General features: G+C 44.8%; 17 protein-coding genes. 12 read left to right on the forward strand and 5 right to left on the reverse strand.

Translation table 11 applies throughout. From position 1 onward, the window contains the following. The first annotated feature begins 11 nt into the window (after window positions 1-11). Window positions 12-3,008, forward strand: coding sequence for a hypothetical protein (locus DOM22_RS16155; protein ID WP_142701358.1), 2,997 nt, complete (start codon window positions 12-14; stop codon window positions 3,006-3,008). Between the two features lie 21 nt (window positions 3,009-3,029). Next, on the forward strand, window positions 3,030-3,416 hold the full coding sequence (locus tag DOM22_RS16160) for a HEPN domain-containing protein (RefSeq protein ID WP_246845702.1): 387 nt from the start codon (window positions 3,030-3,032) through the stop codon (window positions 3,414-3,416). On the opposite strand, the gene DOM22_RS16165 is transcribed toward DOM22_RS16160, so the two are convergent. From DOM22_RS16165 to DOM22_RS16175, 3 genes are all read right to left on the reverse strand, one after another. Beyond that, window positions 3,370-5,727, reverse strand: coding sequence for a hypothetical protein (locus tag DOM22_RS16165; RefSeq protein ID WP_142701359.1), 2,358 nt, complete (start codon window positions 5,725-5,727; stop codon window positions 3,370-3,372). The genes DOM22_RS16160 and DOM22_RS16165 overlap by 47 nt on opposite strands. 88 nt (window positions 5,728-5,815) lie before the next feature. Further along, entirely contained in the window at window positions 5,816-6,595 is a 780-nt protein-coding gene (locus tag DOM22_RS16170) for a murein L,D-transpeptidase catalytic domain family protein (protein ID WP_142701360.1), read from the reverse strand. A gap of 120 nt (window positions 6,596-6,715) precedes the next feature. Then, on the reverse strand, window positions 6,716-8,041 hold the full coding sequence (locus DOM22_RS16175; protein ID WP_142701361.1) for a hypothetical protein: 1,326 nt from the start codon (window positions 8,039-8,041) through the stop codon (window positions 6,716-6,718). Between the two features lie 224 nt (window positions 8,042-8,265). Here DOM22_RS16175 and DOM22_RS16180 point away from each other — a divergent pair, with 224 nt between their 5' ends. The 8 genes from DOM22_RS16180 (at window position 8,266) to DOM22_RS16215 (ending at window position 14,607) form a co-directional block, all read left to right on the forward strand. Then, window positions 8,266-8,907: a hypothetical protein gene (locus DOM22_RS16180; RefSeq protein WP_142701362.1), complete on the forward strand. Its 642-nt coding sequence runs from the start codon at window positions 8,266-8,268 to the stop codon at window positions 8,905-8,907. Between the two features lie 14 nt (window positions 8,908-8,921). Beyond that, window positions 8,922-9,818, forward strand: a complete 897-nt coding sequence (locus tag DOM22_RS16185; protein ID WP_142701363.1) for a hypothetical protein — start codon at window positions 8,922-8,924, stop codon at window positions 9,816-9,818. Beyond that, window positions 9,815-10,444: a hypothetical protein gene (locus DOM22_RS16190; RefSeq protein ID WP_142701364.1), complete on the forward strand. Its 630-nt coding sequence runs from the start codon at window positions 9,815-9,817 to the stop codon at window positions 10,442-10,444. Before DOM22_RS16185 ends, DOM22_RS16190 begins: the two co-directional genes overlap by 4 nt. After that, on the forward strand, window positions 10,441-11,847 hold the full coding sequence (locus tag DOM22_RS16195; RefSeq protein ID WP_142701365.1) for a pre-toxin TG domain-containing protein: 1,407 nt from the start codon (window positions 10,441-10,443) through the stop codon (window positions 11,845-11,847). Before DOM22_RS16190 ends, DOM22_RS16195 begins: the two co-directional genes overlap by 4 nt. Before the next feature lies 1 nt (window position 11,848). Then, window positions 11,849-12,238, forward strand: a complete 390-nt coding sequence (locus tag DOM22_RS16200) for a hypothetical protein (RefSeq protein ID WP_142701366.1) — start codon at window positions 11,849-11,851, stop codon at window positions 12,236-12,238. A gap of 133 nt (window positions 12,239-12,371) precedes the next feature. Next, window positions 12,372-13,034: a hypothetical protein gene (locus tag DOM22_RS16205; protein ID WP_142701367.1), complete on the forward strand. Its 663-nt coding sequence runs from the start codon at window positions 12,372-12,374 to the stop codon at window positions 13,032-13,034. A gap of 1 nt (window position 13,035) precedes the next feature. Further along, a complete protein-coding gene (locus tag DOM22_RS16210; protein ID WP_142701368.1) occupies window positions 13,036-14,136 on the forward strand; it encodes a hypothetical protein in 1,101 nt (366 codons plus the stop codon). A gap of 87 nt (window positions 14,137-14,223) precedes the next feature. Further along, entirely contained in the window at window positions 14,224-14,607 is a 384-nt protein-coding gene (locus DOM22_RS16215; protein ID WP_142701369.1) for a hypothetical protein, read from the forward strand. Window positions 14,608-14,657: 50 nt separating this feature from the next. Here DOM22_RS16215 and sfsA read toward each other — a convergent pair whose 3' ends face one another. After that, window positions 14,658-15,389 carry a DNA/RNA nuclease SfsA gene (gene sfsA / locus DOM22_RS16220; protein WP_142701370.1) on the reverse strand — a complete coding sequence of 244 codons (732 nt, stop codon included), beginning with the start codon at window positions 15,387-15,389 and terminating at the stop codon, window positions 14,658-14,660. A 182-nt stretch (window positions 15,390-15,571) separates the two neighbouring features. On the opposite strand from sfsA, the gene DOM22_RS16225 reads away from it, so the two are divergent. Together DOM22_RS16225 and lpdA are read left to right on the forward strand one after the other, a co-directional pair. After that, a complete protein-coding gene (locus tag DOM22_RS16225; RefSeq protein WP_142701371.1) occupies window positions 15,572-17,197 on the forward strand; it encodes a 2-oxo acid dehydrogenase subunit E2 in 1,626 nt (541 codons plus the stop codon). 27 nt (window positions 17,198-17,224) lie between these two features. Beyond that, window positions 17,225-18,649 carry a dihydrolipoyl dehydrogenase gene (gene lpdA, locus DOM22_RS16230; RefSeq protein ID WP_142701372.1) on the forward strand — a complete coding sequence of 475 codons (1,425 nt, stop codon included), beginning with the start codon at window positions 17,225-17,227 and terminating at the stop codon, window positions 18,647-18,649. A 99-nt stretch (window positions 18,650-18,748) separates the two neighbouring features. Here the strand turns inward: lpdA and DOM22_RS16235 are convergent, their stop codons facing one another. Further along, entirely contained in the window at window positions 18,749-19,813 is a 1,065-nt protein-coding gene (locus DOM22_RS16235) for a hypothetical protein (RefSeq protein ID WP_142701373.1), read from the reverse strand. Window positions 19,814-19,853 lie beyond the last annotated feature (40 nt).

Raw genomic sequence — 19,853 nt, forward strand, 5'->3', positions numbered from 1 at the left:
ATTATATGTGCATGAAAAAAAACATTCTCTTGGCTATTGCCTCGCTTGTTGTATTGGGAATTGCTGGAGTCCTTCTGACTCAATCAACCGACACCGCCGAAGAAAATCTGGGACGTCCTCTGGGAGTACTGCGCGAATTAAAAAAAGAAGTTCGCTATAAATACACTCGCACCTTTTTCTGGAAAGATGCTCACGAGGGACGTAAGGTTTACGATGGTTCGCAGATCTTCGTCGGTCCCAAATCATCTGCGCTCCTGGTTTTCGCCGAAAATCGTAAAATTCGTCTGAACGAAGAAACTCTGCTGCGCCTTTCGCAAGTGGAACAAAACCCTGCACTGATTGCTTTGCAAATCAATGACGGCGGATTCAATCTGAAAAGCGGCAAAGGCCCCATGGATCCTTTGGTTCTTAACTTGGATGACGGCCAATTCAAAATCATCTCCAAAGACGCCTATGATATATATGTTAAAAAATCTGACAAAAAATTGGCCCTCTCTGTCGCAATTGGAAATCTAACTTTGCAAAACGTAAGTGGAAAAACTGAGGTTGCAACCGGAACATCCATCACCATTGAAACAGGGACGAGCACAGAGAATGGAACTTCCAGCAAACAAATCATAGCAAAAGAAGTTTCCCCGATAGCGTTCAATTTACTCGCACCCTATGATGGTGAGATCGTCCGCGAACAAACTCAGCCCGTATTTTTTAAATGGGAAGCCGACGGCGCGACAGCACTTCACCTTCAATATTGTTCACAGCCTGATTTTGCGGAAAACATTGTTGATATCGACGTGACTTCCCAGCAGTTTTTTCCAATTCCTTTAAATACACTTAAAGGAGATGTCTTTTGGCGCCTGGTTGCTCATAAAGACGGAGTGCCGGTCTATTCGCGGTCCTCATTTTTTAAAGTAGGTCAAGTGGACACAATTCACCTGCAGCTCTCGGCACCGAATTACGTTCGCAAAGGAGTTTGGAAAGTTCAGGCCATGATCGCAGAGGACGACAGCTCAAATTTCGATTTTCAAGTCAGTAAATCTGAAAACTATGCAACTTTGCAGGATGCATTTTTAGGTAAGTCCCCCTTCACGTCCCTGCTGGATTCTCCAGGAGACTATTTTATCAGAGCCCGCAAGAATTTCGGCAATGGCCTGTTCTCTGCGTGGTCTGCCTCAAAAAAAGTGACCATTCGTGAATCCCTAAAATCTCCAGTGATTGAGTTCACTGACAGAACCGAAGATCGCGTCGGCAATGTGATTTCAGAAATCAAATGGTCGGAAGTTCCCGCAGCGAAACAATATATAGTTCAAGCTTCAAATGCAGCGTCGTTCAATGCCGTTCTTTCTCAAAAAACTGTGACGACCATTGAATCCGCTGTTCAACACAGCAGTCCCCGCAAGGTTTACTACCGGGTTATAGCCGTTTCCGAAGAAGGAGAAAATTCCGCACCTTCGAACTTGCTGGTTTCGGAGGGTTCCTCTCGCCTGCAGGAAGAAGAACAAAAACACCTAGCTATGGAGCAGTCTGAAAAAGGCAAAAACAAACAAACACCAAAGCCGGTCATAAAATCACCCAATGAATTCAATTCGATGCTTTTACTTCCGTTTGATGGTTCCGTCTTTTATACAAACGACAGCATACGCTTTGAGTGGGAACCCTTCTTTAAAAAACCCACCGTCGAGATATCTTATGTTTCAGATTTCTCTCAAGATGTGATCAGAATTATAGCGGAAAAAGAAAACTTCACCAAAATCAGACCCATGGAGCGTGTGGGAAAATATTATTGGCGCTTATCGTTTGAACACGCTCCAGGACAAACCGAATACAGTAAAACTCAATCTTTTACCGTCAGCGCCGCCCTTTCCACTCAAATCGAAAAGCTAGCTCTAAAGTTCATAGAAAGAAATAAATGGAACTTAAGCCTGCAAATCAAAGACGCAAAGCCAGAAGAAACATTTGTTATGCAGGCAAGCTTGGATTCAACCTTTGCCAAGGTTGAGCACGAACAAACGGGCCGTGTCAGGGATGTTATCGCCCTTTCAAAACCGGGAACGTATTATGTGCGAGCTCGTCGTGCGAAGGGAGTTTCACAAATTCAAGGGTGGTCGAATGTGATGACTCAGATTCTGCGACCACCATTGACCGCTCCTTTACTTAAGGCTCCTCAAGAAGCCTTGGCCGGTGCGGACCTTGCCAAAGTTCATCTGGGCTGGAGTGACGTAAAGTACGCGGCTCAATATATCGTGGAATTGAATAACACCAACACTTTTGGTTCCGTTTTAAGGAGCTACCGAGTTCCCGAAAACAACTACGACCTTCTGCACTCCCAGCGGGATGCTTCCTATATTCGTATCCTCGCTCAATCTGCGGAGGGTGAACTTTCACCCCCATCGAATATCGTCAAAGTTAAGGGCCTCCTCCCGGGGCCCAATATCGAAAAATACGAAATTATGTATGCTAACCTGGATTCGAAAGACAGTATCGATCAGTTGCATATTTTATGGACTCACCGAAAGAATGCATTGAAATATGTCATCGAGGTGTCCAGAACCGAAAAATTCGAACAGGTTCAACGATTCGAAACCAAAAATATCGAGTTCTTCACTCCGGTCAAAGAGATCGGCTGGTATTACTTCAAAGTAACCCCGATTTCTGCCATGACCGACTACTTTTTTGCTCCCACAACGGTTTTTGCAGTCGAATACAAAAAAGTTGAAAGCCTGCAATTAGTAACGGTGGAAGAGCCCGTAAATGGAGCAAAGTTTCCATACAACAATGGCAAATACTCTGTGAGCTTCAAGTGGGGACAAACTCTGGGAGCAGGTTGGTATGACTTCGAGATATCACAGAATTCTGATTTCAAAGAAAGTAAACTATTTAAGGTCGAAGCCCGACAATATAGATTGCCTCTGCAGCTAAAAGATGGCACTTGGTATTATAGGCTTCGTGGAAGAAACCCTAATCAAGCATCTCCATGGAGTCCGACAAAGACTTTTACTTTGCTAAAATAATAAGCAGAGAATGGAGCCAGCATGAGCGTATCAACAGCGAAGTCTATGATTCTAAAAGCACAGGACAACATCGATATCGCCCAAAAAAGCATGGGTGACGAAAGCCAACACGACATCGTCGGCTACAACTTGGCTCAAGCTTGTGAATTGTACCTAAAAGCCATGATGTCTTTGCGTGAACTTGATTTCCCAGAAGGTGACGACAGTCATGACCTGGATTTCTTGATGACGACTTTAGAAGAAGAAGGGTTCGCTGAGATTTCTTCCCACGCTGACGTAATTGAATTAACTCAATACAACAACCCGAGCGCCCATGTCCGTAAAGACGAGCGCTTGGATCTAGATGAATATTTGGGTTACGTTAATGACCTGAAGAAACTTGTGGGCGAGCAGTTGAAGCTTTATTAGCAAACGGATTGCCAATTGGTTTTGCAACAGACTTCTCGATGACAGTGCTCGTGTAAGGCAAACGCTCCAATGTCCCCAGGAAAGGCATCTTAGGATCGATGCCTGCACGTTCGATTTTTTCTTTTACCTTCCAGTGAACGGCAGCAACATCAAAAGCCTCATTTGATCTTCTGAAGAAAACTCTCGCGATATATTTTCGTTTTAGATTTTTAAAGTCAAAAACACTGCAAATTCCGTATAAGCCGCCACTGTCATAGGCGGATGCCGCATCCCCAGTTACCTCGCTACATGTCCTAAGTTGAATTGATTTTTCCTTTTTCAGATCGGCTAAGAACTCCAAAGCTGGAAGACAACTCTCCTCGGACTCCCCGCCCTTTACAAAACACTCTTTATCAGCGAACGCAAAGAAGCTCTCTCTAAAAAAAGAATCACGTAATGAACCATTTGTAAGCACTGACTTAAGCAAGTCAGCATGCATTGCCTCAGTGGATGTCGTCACCGTCTCGCCAGTTCTATTAACAACATCGGCAGAAACTTGGTTATCCAATCCTTGTTCTGAAAACTCCAAATCTGGTGCTTGAGTTATTTTTCTATAAACATCGGAATAGGTTTCGCAATCCAAACCGTAATCAAGCTTGTTCTCATCAACCGAAAGACTGAATTGAACTATTTTGCGCACCTGATTGTTCATTTTCTTATAGGCATTCGAACTCATCACACGGATCATTTCACTTTCCGAATAAGTGCCCTGTTTAATTCGATAAAGAACTAAAGGCAGCTCTGTATATAAATCCGTATGTCGGGCCACCGAGAAGGATGTGGCAGCACCTGCAGCCGATGCACGCATACGCTGCTCCATCTTATCCAACTCCGCCTTCCATCTTGGGAAACCATTCGGGAAACTTCCCGCTTTCAAAGCCTGATCTATTTCTGCGTTCAGGGCTGCAATGGCTCCAAGCACATCTTCCTTTGAAGCTCCTACAAGGCCTACTGCTTTTAATAGCCGCTCTTCCAACTCATAATTCATCTGTAAAGCAAGTTCGGCAGCGGATTTCAACTCATCCTTGCCTCGGGCAACTTCATCTGCCATGGGGTTTAAAATCGCCAGTTTCACAGTTCTATTTTTGGTGGGAATGTTCAGAGCGACGATCTCACGAGACAGATTTTCCAGCCCACGATGAGAGGCGCTCGTTTTGCCCGTAATAGAGTTTTGATTAAAATCCATAGGAACTGGATCCAAAGTATCCACAATAAACTGATCTGTAATTAAACCCAATATATCACCAGGTTCCGGCTTAAAAGATGTCGTGACACTTTGGAACGGGGGCAATGAATAGTTGGAGGATTTCAAAGAAGGAATAACAATTCGCTGAATTCCCTTATCATCTTTATATTGATATAGCTTTATAAACGAGCCGCGAACACCAGCGGAGCCGTTGCAATTCTTATAACCTTTTGGCGATTCAGGCAATGCATACGCCAATTGAGGGTCTTTCGAAGGAACCCAACCTGGAAACAAAGGTGGCATTCCTTCGGCTGATAGCAATTGGCCCACTTTATATCGAGCATAATCAGAATTTGTGAAGCCAGCCTCGCGGGCTCTTTTGAAAAAATATTCGTGAGCTAATAATGCCGCTTTATTAAATTGATCAAGTTTCAACCAAAGACTTTTATCTACATACAAAGTTCCATCTTCGACGATACCCGCTGATTCATCCCAATAGGCGATTTGCACAATATGGCAACCTTTTGGCAACGCCAATGGGGAGTTGGCATCTTTGCTTGGATAGAGTGATGCTTGATCCGGCACAAATGAAATTTTTTGCGAAAAATCCGTCCAATACTTCGCATACCCAATTTCGATGTCACGTAAAGCGGGCCCATAGTAACGCTTCAATGCCGCAAGGATAAAGTTTACTGTCGCCTCATCTACCTTTTCAGTTCCTGCAGGACCAAGCCCTTGAGTTACCATCGTACGACGGTAATTGTATTGCGCTTCATACACATCACGAACCATCAATTTCCCGCGGAGATTTGTATCCGCCGTCTCGGCCGAGCACAGCACACCCTGTCCGCCACCACCGTCGCCAGTACCGCCCCCACCCCAACCGTCTGGGTCTGAGGTTCGTGTATTGCCACTGGCCTGGGAAGAAGGAGGCGGAGCTTGATTGATGGTTGTACTGCTGCCACCAGTGCAGGCTGTCTGAATCAAAAGCATTGCTGCGATGAAAAGGCGCAAAATGTCGCCCAAGTGTTTAGGGATTAACACTAAATAGGAATTAATACGACTTGGGAAACTTTTTGTATCCATACCCAGAGGTATTACAAAGTCTGTTCCAGCAAAAACAAAAAAGGCCGTCTCATTATGAGACAGCCTTTAAATGTAACCAGATATTTAATTAGTTCGTTGCAGATGCGTAGATAATAGAGCCACCTTTAATAGTGTCGATCACCTTAGTTCTGATGCTCATGGATACTGCCGGGCAGCCCCAGCTACGGCCTTGAGTAACATTGGCTTCAGACACATAGTCTGCGCCATGCACAACTACGGCTCTGGCGCGGGCATTGCTGTTTGATGAAGACAAGCCGTCCAAGCGCAAAGAGTATCCGTGAGAGCCCGAGTAAGTTTCAGCTGTTTTATAGATCCCTACCGAGCTGGCGTTAGATCCAGAAACGTTACTGAAAGAATTCGCGTAACCGTCATGATCAGGGTCAGAGCCTTTACCATGAGCCACTCGTACACTCCATACCTCACCCGTTTTCATATTGATAATATGAAAACGTTGTTTTCCCGAATATTTGCTGAAATCTAGTACAGACAAAACGTCGGTGTTTTTGACTTTGGCTAAATTCTTGTGGTAATAAAGGATCGCATTTTTCAACATCGTCTGATTGATCGTTTTACCAGTATCAACATATGAGTACTTTGCGATGATTTGAGCATCTGTCAACGTGCCGCTAGAAGTGCCACCCGATGAAGAATCAGTGCCTGAGCCTGTACTTGGTGCTTCCACCTCTGCTGGGGGAACTGCCTGAGCTGTGTCGCCGGCTGATTGTTCTGTGTCTGGATCGTCAGGTAAAACTGTAGAAGAGCTTTCGAAACCGCCTTTTGCACAGGCTGCCATTAGGAAAGTGACGGATAGTAATGCCAGAACATTCTTTGTTTTTTTGAATGTCATTTAAACCTCCGTGTTGGTTACACAGAGGTCTTCGGTGCGCTCATATTAGGACTTTAAAGATTTTTTTTGTGTCGCTATTTTCTACACGAGACTTTAGGGAAGTGTCGGAGTGATTTTCATTTAATCACAAACTGAAGTGCTGCCGGAAGGCGTGCATCCGAGTGCTTTTTGCATCTCAGGCTGCGCGAACAAAATTTTGTCAACACGACGGGAAATCTTAGGGTGTGGAACTTTCGTAGTATCCGCATAATCATCAGGATGCAGGAGTTGTTCTTTATAATCCGCGAACTGAGGGCAGTCATTTTTTAACGCCGCTTCGATACGGTTGATCGCAGCGACTTTGACGCTTTCACACTCAGAAGCTGCCGATGTGAGCTGCGCTTCAAACGCATAGGTCTTTGCCGCCGCAGGATCTTTAATTTCAGCAACTTTCTGAGCTAAAACTTTGGCAGACACCCAGTCAGCAAAGCCCTCTTGCATGTCTGCATTTCGTGAGAAATTTCGGCAGTAACGATACTTATCGAAATTCTGATCAACGACTTTGCGACGCTTGTCGTACTCTGCCTTTACCTCTGCTGACAAAGGGCCCAGGGATTTAGCATAATCTTTTTCTTCTTTGGTAATTGCATCTTTGATTTGCTGTTTAGAGTAATTCTTTGCACCCATGGAATCAGGTTTACTTAAGCAGCTTATAACTTCGGTAAAAGGATTTTTGCCGACCGCTACGGAATCGCCGGCAATTTCAGAATAAGCGTTGCACGGGTCAACGGCATGACCAATCTCATGCGAGAAAACTGAAAATATAGAAGCGTCTGGCATTCCCAGCATTTGCGGGCAGACCACGACAGTATTAGTGGTGGAATCATAACTGGCGCCCGGATAACCACATTCTCTTTCCAGCTCTCGCTTATCCGTAAACACGGGGCTTATCATCTTGATCGCTTTAATGCGTTTGATTTCCTGATCGATCTCTTTGGAGTTGCCGGCATTCTTTCTTGATTCCAGAAGATTTACGACCCGTGCCTGGGCATCCGCGAAAACTTTCTGCGTGCGTGCCAGCTCTGATTTATAGCGAGGATCCGATTTTTTAAGCTTAAGCGGATTTGCAAAAACATCCTGCGTGTCCACTTCGGGTAACGGCTGATCCAGACAAGCTCGCACCTGATCTACCAGGCGAATGAAAAAAGAGTTCGGAACAGTTTTGCCTTCGCTGTTTTTATAAAGATAAAAATTCTGACTTTGGTTGCGAAGGCTTTGGCAGTAGTCACCGTACTTGCAGCTCTTCACTTGTGAGGCCTCGCAGGCCACCGCCGACTTTTCACTTTGTTTTAAATCTTGTTGCAGCTTTTGCAGATTTTTGAAAAGCGCCTGATAGTCCGGCTCTGCCTGAGCAAACAAAGCTAAGGGTGTAAAAAACGTGACTGCAATAAGAGCGATAAACTTCATATTAAAAGCTTACCGCCATCTGGCGATCGGGTCTCGGCTAATCCCAAAATAAAGGTCTTAGGTCGAATCCAACTTCCGATTTTTTAGAATAATTCTCCTCAGATTTCCGAGAATCCGGAATCCGTCCACCCACGGACGCCTGTAACTGTCTGTTTTTACTTATTTTTGGGTTTTCCCTTCTCTGGTACGGAGATTGGAATATCGACCCAGCATTAGGAGAAATCATGAACAATCTAAAACTTATTACTGTTACTTCAGCCCTTTTGTTTTCAGCAAATAGCATTGCCTTCACGATACAACTTCCAACCCCTCCACCCATTCCAGGTGCTTCGGGACCGTGCTTTCCTCATGAGAAACCTCTCCCACTTCCAAAGTTTGAATTTCCGAAACTGAAACAAGATCAGTGCATCGGAATTTTATGCTCGACTCTATTGGAACAAATTGTTGCTCCAGGCAGAGCCCTATCCAGCACAGAGGTTGCAACTCAAATCCAATTGATCGAAAAAAACATCGCCGCCATCGAGATGCTGGAACAGGCCATGTCATACAGTGCGATCTTCGACTCTATTCAGGATTTACGCCTGCAAATTTCCTATCCACCAGAAGATCAAGCCATGCAGGAAGCTATGTCACGATTCAAACAAACTTATGCTGGAGACTACGAGAAAGCATTCACAGATCTAAATTTGGAGATCAAACAGATTAGCTCCGATTTTGAAATTTCGCGCGATGTTCTTTTCCGCAGTTTCATCCGAATGCTGACTCAAGGAGAAGTTTCCGTGCACAAATCAGTCAAAGAATACAAAAGCGAAAATGTACAACTACTAATCACATATCAAGAAATTTTAAACACACTTTCAAAATAAAAAGGAAAACTCTTATGAAAAAAAATATCATGACCCTATCAATTGCCACACTTCTTTCAACTCAAGCCTTCGCATTTGACATTAGTATTGGACCCATCCGTATCAAGGGTGATGATCCCCAAATCATCAAAGACGTCACCGAAGGGGCGAAACATCTTGGCGGTCAGATCTCCAATGGCGTTCGCGATACGATTGCAGCCGTGGGTAATGCGACAGGCATCACGAATATTATTGATAGCAATCGCGACACATTCTCTAAAATCGGCTCGGGCTATGCGTGCATCGTGACTTTATGCTACAGCGAAAAAATTAAAAAAGATCAGTTGGAGGAAGCTGAACGTGAAGCCAAGGCAAGTTGTGATGCCAAAGTAGCTGAAGCTACAAAAAATTACGCAAAAATGGGCAGTGAAGACCGCATTCAGGAACTGAAAGAACAGATGGAGCTTTATAAAAAACAAATCTCTATCATCAATCAACAAAAGACTCTTGTGGCCAACAGATTGAATGTGTTGAATGCAACCACCTCGGCAATCGCAACTCAGATGAAATGGCGCCAATCGATGGCAGAACATGGCGTTAGCACGCCACCGCCTTTGGCTGACCAGTTGATGAGAAATCCAACTGATAAATTTGAAATCACTTTTGCTCAAAACCAACAACAAGCTTTGGATCAGGTAAATGCAGATATCGATGCGCTTTCTAACGCTTCCAAGCGCACTCGTGCGGATTTGATGGCTGACTTTCTTTACATGTTAAGAACGGAATCATTGGTAAAATTGACGGAGATCATTGCTGCGGAAAAAGCCAGCACCAACCAGGAGCTTGCAACTCTTGATCTGAAATACACTGAAGCACAAACAGGTCTTGCAAGTGCAAGCGCATACTACGCACAGGAAACTCAAAACAAATGAAAAAACTAATATTTCCACTAATATTTCCACTGACACTTTTGATCTCGTCCCGCTCTCTGGCCATGAGTGATATCGATCGGGCCATTCTTTTCGGTGCCAATGCAGCTTCGATGGGAACATTCATCGCGCAAATGGAAGGCGAGATCGCCATGATCAAACTCGATTACGAAAAAAGGTTTGCGCAGTTCGAATCGGACCTGGAAACAAATCGCAGGGATCTTTTAAAACAGACTTGGCAGAGAGAAATCGACCTGTACCGCAAGCAACAAGTGACTTACACAGATCTTCTACAGAAAGCGCAGTTACGGTCAAAATCTTACGATGAAGTGGTAAAAATTGTTGAAGGCCTTTACAAAGGCCTTCTTAAAAAAGAATTGATCGTCTCTGAAATTGCCAAGCTCAACGAAGAGTTCCCGGTCGCCGGAAAAGATCTGGAAGAAATTTTGAACTCGCATCAAGGCACAGATATCGCAAGCCTGAGCTCTGACCAATTTGAACAAGTATTGCTTTTGGCTTTGAATATCCGCGCTCGCTCCTCTGGGGCTGAACAAGATCTTCAGAATGAAATCGAATCTCTTAATACAAAAATTAAAACTTTGGAAAATGGATTGGCAGAACTAAAATGAAAACTCTTTTAACCTTCCTTATCTCCTGCTTTTATTCTGTAAATACTTTTGCGGCTTATTGGAATCCTGCTGTTACTTTGCCGGTGACGATCGTCGACATTAGCGCGAATCAATACCAATTCTATTTGGACGCTCCAAAAACGACACAGTTCCAGGTAGGTCAGATGTATTACTTCTTCGACGCTGCTCAAGGAAAATGGATCAGCGCCGTTTACAATGGAACGGTCGATGGTGTCACTCGGTGGTCCAATCTAAGTGATATTTCCAGTGATGCACCCCCGGTAGGAACTTCGGACTCTCCATTGCCACCTCCAGGATATTTTGATAGCGAAACCCATGAACGCGCCATGGGTGCCGCAGTCACCATCGGGATGGCGCATGCTATTTACCGTGAATTGCTTTGGAATGATGGCGTTACAGATCAAATGAACGGGTACAACAAAAGAATCGAAGAGGGTAACAAAGCCATACAAGAAAATTACAAGAAGATTACGGATGGAATTGAAAGCAATGCCAATGCAGCCGTTCGCGCTTTAGCAACAGCCACAAGTTCTTTAAAAATGGCAATCGCACAAGGCGGCGGCAATGAAGGAACAGAGTTCATCAGCAAAGATGAAGACTTTGTTCGCGACCTTCAGGAGATTGACACGATTTTGCGCACTCAACGTTCGACGATTCCAAAGCGTGACGATGCTAGACGTTGGGGTCACAGAATGGTGCGAGCCGCTGACGAAATGCACGCAGCTGGTGATATTCAGTCTGCAAATGGTTTTAAAAAGTATGCGGAAGCATTTGCCGATATTGCCGTTGGGTTAGATCCGGTCACAGGACCTATCCGCGATACCTATGAAGCCTTCACTGGAAAAAATCTGGTGACCGGTGAACAGCTCAACGACTGGGAGCGAGGCTTTGCGATTCTAGGTGCAGTGACATTTGGATTTGGTTCAAAAATCGCTCGCGGCATCAGCGCCATCAGAAAAATCGAAAAAATTGGTCACATTGAGCTCGCTATCAAGCGCGCAGTTACTATCGATTCGCATGTTGCATCGAAAATGAGCCATGAGTTGTCCCCCAAAAACCGTGCACTTTACGAAAAGTATTTAGCTGATCTTCGCAAGACAATGGATAAGCCCCAAAACATCATCGATCCGAACGTGCGTAAAAATATCGACGAATACTGGAGAGCGGAATCCGAATATGGCAACGGAAGCACCGCCGCCGCATTTCGTTGGGAAAGAATGACAGGAGAACCTGTGAAAGGAACATTCCATGAAAATAAAATGCGACAACGCCTGAATAATTTTATGGATATTTTAAAAAATCGCAAAGACCTGGCGCCTAGTGATAGAATTGCACTTGAACATATCGTGAAAGATATTCTTGAAGCAATAAAAGGAAACTAATATGAATCAGAACTTAAAAACCACCGAAGATCTTTTACAGGAACTGGCACATGGTCAGTCATGTTTAGAAAACGAGGTTGCCAAAATCCTTGATAAAGGTGCCTCTTTTTCAATCGACGGGATGGCTATTTTCTATTTTGGTATGGAACTAACGGAGCATATCGATCAAATGGACTGGCCTCTTTTTTTTCAAATGATCGAAAAAGTCCTCTCAGACAATAGCTACCAACAATTCCGCGATGACATTCGCACGAATATTTTAGAAAGCCTATCCAACTTGGCTTCAAACGGAAGTATGCCCACGGCTTTATTGATTGCGCACGTAGGTCCCATTGCCCGTGAATATTTACGGGCGTACGAGCTTCAGGTATCTGGAAAGACGATCTTCTAGTAGAGCGGTCCGGATTCTTGGAATCCGGATCGATTTCGAACGCGAAATCAAATATATAGCATCTGACATCCGTTTCTGTTGGCTCAGGGACTGCAATCCTCCCCGGCATAACCAATAGAAACGGAGATATGAAATGAAATTCCTAAAAACTTTGCCCCTTGTATTCCTTTTGGCAGCTTGCCAAGAACCCTCCAAAAAATCCGATGTCAATGTTTCCCCGACAGCCCCTAAAGAAAGCAAATGGCAAACCATCGACGGCTCTTCTGGTTCGGTGTGGATCGAGATGATCACCTCCAATGACGAAGCTCAATTGCCTCCCCAAATAAAAGTCACTTTTGAAAAGCCAAATGCGACCAATACCAATTTAACTCTGCGAAACATCTCTCCCCTTTATGTCGATCTTCTTTATTCCAAAAATAACCATATTGTTTCTTACGGTTGTCCTGACAGCGAAACCAATCAGCTTCCTCAAAATATCGACGCTGAAAAAGTAGTTCTTTGCGGCGATCTACAAATTCCCGACGGAGATTTCTTGCTACGTGCAAGCGAACTTGAAATGCATGACGCCACCCTTCACACTGGCGGCGAGTCTAATGATGAAACCGAAATTTCCGGTCTAACACTTTATGCAGGTCGTTTAACTCTTCTTGGTCAAAACTTGATCGAGCTATCAGGAAAATCCAACGCAGAACGCAGATTTTTTGCGCCGCCATTATTCTTTTACCTAAATCACACGTCCGGTGAAGGCACTTTGGATATTTTATCCAGAAAACAGTTCCAAAAAATGAGGCTCTAATATGAAACGTTTTAGTCTGATTTTTCTTGTCGCTGTTTTCAGCTTTACCTCTGTGGGACAGGCCGAAGAGCCTAAATCAAGTCTGGAGGTCATTATCGAAGAAATGGCAAAGCAATATGCCCTCACTGCGGCACAGGACTATGCGACCAAAAAAACTTTTGAGTTGGTAGCGCAAAAGTTTGGAGAAAAAATCGCCGAGCAAGCATCGAAATATTTATCCAACACACTGGCCGTCATTGGATTGATTGAAAATGTTCGCTCTTACGATGAGGCGAACTCAGAAAGTCAAAGGTATGCGGCAGCCTCGCATGCGGTCGCGAATGTTGTTTCGATGGCCTTTCCACCAGCAGGGCTGGTGGCTCAGTTCGGCGTCTTGGCTCAAGACCTCAGTGCGGCATTCGTGTCCCAAACTTATCAACTGAAAATGGCGGCGACACTTGCAGAAATCGTAGAGCTTAATAAAAAGACATCGGACCTGCAGTTGGCAGAATTCAATGCCGAGTCGAAAGAACTACAGGCCTTGGCTTTGCGAGCAGAAGCTATCAATGACCTGCTTAAGGATAACTCAGAAAGATACGAACGGGACTGCGCACGCGAGAATGACGACGTCAAAAATCCGCAGGCTTGTCTGCCAAGGCTCCTGGTCTTTACTCAGCTTTTGGTAAAACAAGGACAGACGGTCAAAAGTTTAATCGAATACCAAGGGCGTTTTTTGAGCTTAAGCTCGGTCATGAAACCGGAGGAGATCAACAATCTTAAAGATTTGTTCGTGGAGGCCAATAAAAAATTGAAAAAGATGATGCTCTTTACAGAAGAAGTCTTGGCTCAATACGCATTTGATCAGGTGTCTGCGATTCGCAGTCAGGCGGAACTGGAAAAGATCACGGTTCAATGCAAAACATCGATCTTGATTGAACTGAAAGGTATCCTAGTTTTAAAAAAAGATATCTTAACTGCGCAAAAGAAAGAATGGTGGAAGGACTCGATGCTTGAAGAGAAGAAAACAGATTTAATCACTCTGACTCAAGGTCTTTGCAAAAGCTACTATACCTCTTCAGTTTCCAATGACTTAAAATTACTGGTAACCCGCGCCCTTAAATAGGGCCCACAAATCTCTGGCACCGCAAATGCAGTTAGTTTATGTGACCAATGCTAATAGTGGTCACTTTCAATAAACTGGGGTTGGAAAATGGCAGTGAAAAAACGAGTGGAACCTTTGCGATACAAGGTTTCTTTGAAAACGAAAGATAAAATAGCACTTCCGGAAAAGCTGATTCCAGCAGATTTCGTGAGTGCCCTGAAAAGCTTTTTTAGTGACGAACTCATCGTTAGAAAAGCGGCCTACGTATTAATCGAACGAAATCATGAGTTTAGTTATCTGATTGCCGTGGATCTGAAAGTTTATCCGGACGAAGCCGAAGAACAGCTGCAAAATCTTAAGAAACGCTTGGGACAATTTGTAAAAATTCAATATCAAGGCAAATGGCCTTTAAATTTTGGAGTCTGGTCTGACGGAATTTTTGATTTTGCCGTCAGCCAGAAGCCAGAATTACTTTTGTACTCTAAAAAATAACAATTCACGGCTCGTTTCTGGAATTTAATTCAAAAACAGCCCTGCGACCCTTAGAGGACAACGGCAAGTTTGTTTTCAGATAAAACCGCTTCGGTCGGTGTTAGATCAATAATATGCGGGGAAATTTTAAGTCCCTTTGTTGAAGCCTCACGCAATAAGCGGCCGTACTCGGGATCGATATCATCAGCTGGTGAGAAAGTCGCACAGTCCTGACGTTGCACTGTGAATACCAACTCTGCCGTGTGTCCTGGCTCCATCAATGCCATCAACTCGCGCAAGTGTTTTTGTCCACGTTCGGTCACGGCATCTGGAAACTTCGCAACACCATCTTCACCCAACGTCACGTTTTTCACTTCAATGAAATGCATTTTGTCGGTGTCTTTTTTCTTAAGCGCGAAATCCAAACGTGTTTCGGCAGAAATTTTGTATTCTGGTTTTGCTTCATCAAAAGCAGCCCAGTGAGCAAACCCTGGAACTTCATGCTGAGGCTTGCCAATAGTGTTTAAGACGGCTTCTTTAACCACTGTATTTGGAGTTGCAGTGTTCACCCCCACCCATGACCCCGTTGGCGACTGAATCATCTCCAGAGTGAATTTCAATTTACGCTCTGGATTGTCGGATTCTGAAAACAGGCATAATTGACCGGGGTTATTGACGCTTTTCATGCTCCCCGTGTTGGGTACGTGCGCCACAATGGTCTGACCCTCGAACTCGATGTCGGCAAAGAAGCGTTTATAGCGTTTTAGGAAGGTACCTTCCTTCAGTTTACGAGAATATTTCACGGGACCCCCAAAGTGAGTTGTTAAATAACAACGCCAGAGCCTGAAATTCAACCCTCAAACCGCTATGTTGCAGAGGGAAAAACAATTTATTTATGCATGGCATTAATCGGTGCAAATGAGCCCCCATCGCAATAGAAGGGAGTGTTTGATTTTAAAGGCTCATATTGAAAGGAACTCCCTGTATGGCAACTGATGTAAAACTGCCTGAACTTGGCGAAGGCGTCACTGAAGGTGAATTGGTTAAATGGTTGGTTCAACCTGGTGATTCTGTAAAAGCAGATCAACCTATCGCTGAAGTATTGACTGACAAAGCAACTGTAGAGGTTCCATCTCCAGTAGCTGGCACTGTAAAAGATTTGAAATTCAAACCGGGCCAAGTTGTTAAAGTTGGTTCGACGATGATCGCTCTTGATGCTGGCGGCGCAGCTAAAGCGGCGGCTCCTGCTCCGGCAGCAGCGGCTCCAAAAGCAGCAGCTCCTCAAGCTTCGACTCCAGCTCCTGCAGCTGGCGGTAAAGCACAAGACGTAAAACTTCCTGAACTAGGTGAAGGCGTTACAGAAGGCGAACTAGTAAAATGGTTGGTTAAATCTGGTGACTCTGTAAAAGCAGATCAAGCGATCGCTGAAGTTCTAACTGACAAAGCCACTGTTGAAGTACCGACTCCAGTAGCGGGCGTTGTTGGCGAATTGAAATTCAAAGCTGGCGACGTTGTTAAAGTTGGATCGACTATGATCACTTTGACTGGCGCAGGTGGTGCAGCAGCGGCTCCGGCAGCTCCAGCTCCTCAAGCTTCTGCTCCGGTAGCAGCGGCCCCAGCAGCAAAAGCAGCAGCTCCAGTTGCTACTTCTTCTGCATCTACAGCAAACGGCATTTTCCCGCCGGTTGCTGACTCTAAAGTTCTTGCGACTCCGGCGACTCGCCGTCTTGCTCGCGAAACGGGTGTTGATATCAACGGTCTTTCTGGTTCTGGTCTTGCTGGCCGCGTAACTCGTGAAGACGTTTTGGCAGCAGGTGGCGGCGCGGTTGCGACGACCTCTTCTGCAAAAGCTCCAGCAGCTGGTGGCATGACTATTCCGAGACCTGCTTACCAAGGCCAGGCTGGTGCAGCTGAAGAGCGCGTAGCTCTTATCGGTATCCGCAAACGTATCGCTGAAAACATGCAGCGTTCAAAACAAATCATCCCTCACTTCACTATCATGGACGAAGCTAAGGTTGATGCATTGGTTGCACTTCGTGAGTCTTTGAAAGACTTCGCTGAGAAAAACGGAACTAAGATCACTTATCTTCCAATCGTGATGAAAGCCATGATTGCGACGATCCGTGAATTCCCAATGTTCAACGCTTCTATCGACGATGCTGCTGGTGAAATCGTTTACAAAAAATATTTCAATATCGGTTTCGCAGCTGACACTCCAACAGGTTTGGTTGTTCCAGTTATCAAAAACGCGGATCAAAAAACTATCTTAGAGATCTCCAAAGAAATCATCGACCTTTCTAAACGTGCCCGTGATGGCAAGTTGAAACCAGATGAAATGAAGGGCGCTTGCATCACTGTGACGAACATCGGTTCTATCGGTGGTACTTACGCGACTCCAGTGATCAACCACCCTGAAGTGGCGATCCTTGGTATGTACAAAATCGACGAAAAACCGGTTATCAAAGATGGCCAGTTGAAAGCGATCAAAACAATGAATTACACAATGACTGCCGATCACCGTTTGATCGATGGCGCATTGGCTGCAAGATTCTTGGCTGCGTTCATCGGTCGTATCGAGAACCCAGGTAAACTTTTGGTGGAGATGCTTTAGTCCAAAGGACTAAGCAGGAGACAAATCATGGCTCAAACTTTTGACGTAGTAGTAATTGGAGCAGGTCCCGGCGGTTATGTTGCCGCTATCCGCTCTGCTCAACTTGGTTTTAAAACAGCAGTTATCGAACGTGAGTTCTTGGGTGGCGTGTGCTTGAACGTGGGTTGTATCCCATCTAAAGCGATGATCACTGCGACTCACCTTTTGCACAAAGCTCAACATAACTTCAAAGATATGGGCTTGATGATCAAAGGCGATATCAACGTTGATATGAAACAACTTGTGAAGTGGAAACAATCCGTTTCAGACAAAATGTCTAGCGGTGTTGGTCAACTTCTTAAAGGTTACGGCGTAACTCACATCAAGGGCGACGCTGAATTCAAATCTTCTAAAGAAATCTCTGTAAAATCATCTGCAGGTACTGAAGCGATCACTGCTAAGTACTTCATCGTGGCAACAGGTTCTCGTCCAATTGAAATCCCTGGTTTCAAATTCGACGAAAAAGATATTTGTTCATCAACTGGCGCATTGGCATTCGACGAAATTCCAAAACGCGTGGCAGTTATCGGTGGTGGTTACATCGGTCTTGAGATCTCTTCATACCTACGTAAATTGGGAACTGAAGTGACTGTGATCGAAGCGATGCCTTCATTGCTTGCTGGCGTTGTTGATCCAGATTGCGCAAACATCGTTGTACGCAAGCTTGATAAAGCGGGCGTAAAAATCATGTACGGCGCAAAAGCTAAATCTCAGAAAAAAGCGAAAGACGGCTACGAAGTAACTGTTGAGATCAACGGTAAAGACGAAGTTGTTAAATGCGATAAGATCCTGGTAACTGTTGGACGTCGTCCAAACGGTGACCAAGCGAACTTGAAAGCTGCAGGTATCGCAGTTGACGAGCGTGGTTTCGTAAAAGTAGACGCTCAACGCAGAACAAACGTTCAAAACATCTTTGCGATCGGTGATATCTGTGGTCAGCCAATGCTGGCTCACAAAGCTTCACACGAAGGTGTGTTGGTTGCTGAAGTGATCTCTGGTGCAAACCGCGTTTACGACGCGAAAACAGTTCCAGCAGTGGTCTTTACAGATCCAGAAATTGCATCTGCAGGTATGACTGAAGCTGAAGCAAAAGCTAAAGGTCACACTGAGCTTAAGATCGGCAAATTCCCATTCGGTGCTAACGGCCGCGCTGTCAGCATGATGGAAACTGAAGGCTTTGTAAAAATGATCGCTGATGCGAAAACTCACGTTTTGTTGGGTGTTCACATTGTTGGTCCTGAAGCTTCTAACTTGATCTCTGAAGCGGTTCTTGCGATCGAAATGGGTGCACGCATTGAAGACTTGGCTCTTTCTATCCACCCTCACCCAACATTGGGCGAGACGATTATGGAATGTGCTGAGGCGACTTTGGGTCACGCGATCCATATCATCCAAAAGCCTTTGAAAAAATAGGCTTAAGCTCTGACTGCGTCGGAGTACTTGCTGATTAAAAGCTAAAACTAAAAAGGGAGTTCTTCGGAACTCCCTTTTTTTTTACCTTTTCAGACCGATCTACATATCCAGTGGATTGTCGGATTTTGGCTTCGCGGTTTTTTCTTTACCGAACAAGATGTCCAAGCTCAGATTGATCGTTGTTGTGGGGGCAAATCCGTCGTCATATTTCCACGCGCAAAGTGGAGAGATCTCCACAAAGATCCAATTCACCTTTTTGAAACCCGTACGATAAGTGAAACCCACCGTATAAGCGTCCGTATACATCTCAAGCTTAATTGAACGCATGTTGAATCTTAAATCAAACGAGAAAAGGCTTTTATCCTGAAAGCTGTAAATCCATGATGGCCCTTGCGTTGTGCCAAATACAGACGGCTCACTCATGTACCAATTCGCCTCGTTCACGAAACGCAAAAGGAAATAACGACTGTAAGCATAGTCCGAGGCTAAAGAGACTTTACTTGCCCAATAGGTTTGCGAATCCCAACCGATCTCGTCGAGTAAGTGATGGACCACGTTTCCAGTCAGATAATTTCGACTGGCGCGCAATTTCCCGTAATAACCAACCGGCCATGTCCAGCGGATCCCCGTCTCGGTTGCGAAATCCCAGGGATTTTGCTCTTTAAATTCTTCAGGAGTGATGAAATCCTCGTCAAACATGGGAGCGGGTGCCTCGCCAGGCTTACGATTCCAATAATCGTTGAAGGCGCGTTCTTTCGCTTTTAAGTTCGGCAAACTGAGAATGAGAGAAGTTGAAACCGTATTTTCGTGTTCGCCCGTATTCGCATTATATAAAACTCCGGTCGTGAGTTTTAAGCTGCTGGAATAATACTCATCCAAGGCACGCGAGTTCCCGAACAAACCGTCGACTTTATTTGCAAGCAAGATCACTCGATCTGAAACAACTTTGCGCGAATCAGAAATGAACCCACGACTTTGATTATCGGACTTTCGTTTTTTTCGAGTTTTCTTCGGGGGAACAGAGGCTGCTGGTGTCACTTGGTTTTGCGCAACTTGAGTACCAGGAACTTCAGAGACTGCTTTTGCGTCAGAAGGTATCGTCGCAGTTTGCGAATACGCTGAAGAAGATAGCAGTGATAAAGCAAAGACGAACTTAAGCGACAAATAAACCTCTGACACTGATCATATAAGATCAGTGTCAGTT

Source organism: Bdellovibrio sp. ZAP7 (assembly GCF_006874645.1).
GTDB lineage: Bacteria > Bdellovibrionota > Bdellovibrionia > Bdellovibrionales > Bdellovibrionaceae > Bdellovibrio.

Bases quoted from the DNA above. Each gene is read 5' to 3' on its own strand.
- DOM22_RS16155 (WP_142701358.1), top strand. From the start codon at position 12: ATGAAAAAAAACATTCTCTTGGCTATTGCCTCGCTTGTTGTATTGGGA.
- DOM22_RS16160 (WP_246845702.1), top strand. From the start codon at position 3,030: ATGAGCGTATCAACAGCGAAGTCTATGATTCTAAAAGCACAGGACAAC.
- DOM22_RS16165 (WP_142701359.1), bottom strand. From the start codon at position 5,727: ATGGATACAAAAAGTTTCCCAAGTCGTATTAATTCCTATTTAGTGTTA.
- DOM22_RS16170 (WP_142701360.1), bottom strand. From the start codon at position 6,595: ATGACATTCAAAAAAACAAAGAATGTTCTGGCATTACTATCCGTCACT.
- DOM22_RS16175 (WP_142701361.1), bottom strand. From the start codon at position 8,041: ATGAAGTTTATCGCTCTTATTGCAGTCACGTTTTTTACACCCTTAGCT.
- DOM22_RS16180 (WP_142701362.1), top strand. From the start codon at position 8,266: ATGAACAATCTAAAACTTATTACTGTTACTTCAGCCCTTTTGTTTTCA.
- DOM22_RS16185 (WP_142701363.1), top strand. From the start codon at position 8,922: ATGAAAAAAAATATCATGACCCTATCAATTGCCACACTTCTTTCAACT.
- DOM22_RS16190 (WP_142701364.1), top strand. From the start codon at position 9,815: ATGAAAAAACTAATATTTCCACTAATATTTCCACTGACACTTTTGATC.
- DOM22_RS16195 (WP_142701365.1), top strand. From the start codon at position 10,441: ATGAAAACTCTTTTAACCTTCCTTATCTCCTGCTTTTATTCTGTAAAT.
- DOM22_RS16200 (WP_142701366.1), top strand. From the start codon at position 11,849: ATGAATCAGAACTTAAAAACCACCGAAGATCTTTTACAGGAACTGGCA.
- DOM22_RS16205 (WP_142701367.1), top strand. From the start codon at position 12,372: ATGAAATTCCTAAAAACTTTGCCCCTTGTATTCCTTTTGGCAGCTTGC.
- DOM22_RS16210 (WP_142701368.1), top strand. From the start codon at position 13,036: ATGAAACGTTTTAGTCTGATTTTTCTTGTCGCTGTTTTCAGCTTTACC.
- DOM22_RS16215 (WP_142701369.1), top strand. From the start codon at position 14,224: ATGGCAGTGAAAAAACGAGTGGAACCTTTGCGATACAAGGTTTCTTTG.
- DOM22_RS16225 (WP_142701371.1), top strand. From the start codon at position 15,572: ATGGCAACTGATGTAAAACTGCCTGAACTTGGCGAAGGCGTCACTGAA.
- lpdA (WP_142701372.1), top strand. From the start codon at position 17,225: ATGGCTCAAACTTTTGACGTAGTAGTAATTGGAGCAGGTCCCGGCGGT.